This window comes from Streptomyces sp. MAI_2237 (assembly GCF_054189285.1).
The window spans coordinates 1-1,697 of the sequence record NZ_JAJPGQ010000007.1 but is presented as its reverse complement, the minus strand read 5'-3'; the positions used below and the strand labels follow the sequence as shown (position 1 = coordinate 1,697).

The following is a 1,697-nucleotide window of genomic DNA, read 5'->3' as shown; positions in this document are numbered from 1 at the left end:
GCCACCGCCCCCATCGGGTCCCAGCCCTCCGGCAGCCCCAGAACCTTCCGCACCACGTCCCGGCAGAACATCGTCGACGACACCCACGCCGACCCCAGCCGTTCCCCGGCGAGCGCGACCAGGAGGTTCTGCACCCCGGCGCCCGCGGCGACCACGAACATCTCCCGCTCGGCCCCGTCCCGTCGCGCGTCCCCGTACGTGTGCGACCCGTCCATCACCAGGCACGGCACGACCAGATACGGCGCGTTGCGCAGCACGTCGCCGCGCCGTACCCGCTTGGCGATGGACTCCTCGCTCTTGCCGTCGCGCCGCAGATCGGCGATCCACGCCTCGCGCATGGCGTCCAGCAGCCGGACCCGCGACTCCTCGGACTCCAGCAGCACGAACCTCCACGGCGTCGTGTGATGCGGCGCCGGCGCGGTGACCGCCAGCGCGACCGCCCGCCGCACCGCCCCGGGGTCGACGGGCTCGTCGGTGAACGCCCGTACGGTACGGCGCTGGGCCACCGCCTCCCGTACCGCCTCGGAGGTCCCCAGCCGGAACATGTCGTCGCGCGCACCGCGCACCATGGCCCGCGCCCCCTCCCCGTCCTCGTCGGCCACGACGTGCGGCAGCCCGCGCACGACGGCGACCGGGCGGCCGGCCGCCTTGCCCTTGACCAGGTCGCCGGCGGCGGCCAGTTCGTCGGCCGTGGCCACGACGGTCGCGCCCAGCGGATTGCCGTGGGCGTCGGTGCCCCCGCGCAGATCGTCGAGCACCCGCACCCCGGCGGCGCCGATCGCGACGTCGGTGAGGCCCGAGCGCCACGGTCGTCCGAAGGTGTCGGTGACGACGACGCCCACGCGCACGCCGAGGGCGTCCCGCAGGGGCCGTCGCGGATCGCGCGGCGGAGGCGTCCGGGTCCTCGGGCAGCAACAGCACGGTGCCGGCGGGGTGCGGGTGCTCGACGATCTGCGCGGGGGCACCGACGCCCACGGCAATCCGCTGGGCGCGACCGTCGTGGCCACGGCCGACGAACTGGCCGCCGCCGGCGACCTGGTCAAGGGCAAGGCGGCCGGCCGCCCGGTCGCCGTCGTGCGCGGGCTGCCGCACGTCGTGGCCGACGAGGACGGGGAGGGGGCGCGGGCCATGGTGCGCGGTGCGCGCGACGACATGTTCCGGCTGGGGACCTCCGAGGCGGTACGGGAGGCGGTGGCCCAGCGCCGTACCGTACGGGCGTTCACCGACGAGCCCGTCGACCCCGGGGCGGTGCGGCGGGCGGTCGCGCTGGCGGTCACCGCGCCGGCGCCGCATCACACGACGCCGTGGAGGTTCGTGCTGCTGGAGTCCGAGGAGTCGCGGGTCCGGCTGCTGGACGCCATGCGCGAGGCGTGGATCGCCGATCTGCGGCGCGACGGCAAGAGCGAGGAGTCCATCGCCAAGCGGGTACGGCGCGGCGACGTGCTGCGCAACGCGCCGTATCTGGTCGTGCCGTGCCTGGTGATGGACGGGTCGCACACGTACGGGGACGCGCGACGGGACGGGGCCGAGCGGGAGATGTTCGTGGTCGCCGCGGGCGCCGGGGTGCAGAACCTCCTGGTCGCGCTCGCCGGGGAACGGCTGGGGTCGGCGTGGGTGTCGTCGACGATGTTCTGCCGGGACGTGGTGCGGAAGGTTCTGGGGCTGCCGGAGGGCTGGGACCCGATGGGGGCGGTGGC

Annotated in this window: 1 protein-coding gene and 1 pseudogene; one reads left to right on the top strand and one right to left on the bottom strand. The window is 75.7% G+C overall.

All coding sequences use genetic code 11. The features are described from left to right. A pseudogene (locus LN251_RS35195) lies at window positions 1-933 on the bottom strand (coenzyme F420-0:L-glutamate ligase); the annotation flags it as partial. Between LN251_RS35195 and LN251_RS35190 the strand changes: the two are divergent. Then, window positions 934-1,697: coenzyme F420-0:L-glutamate ligase (locus tag LN251_RS35190; protein ID WP_458248243.1), on the top strand; the 764-nt coding region annotated here is incomplete at its 3' end.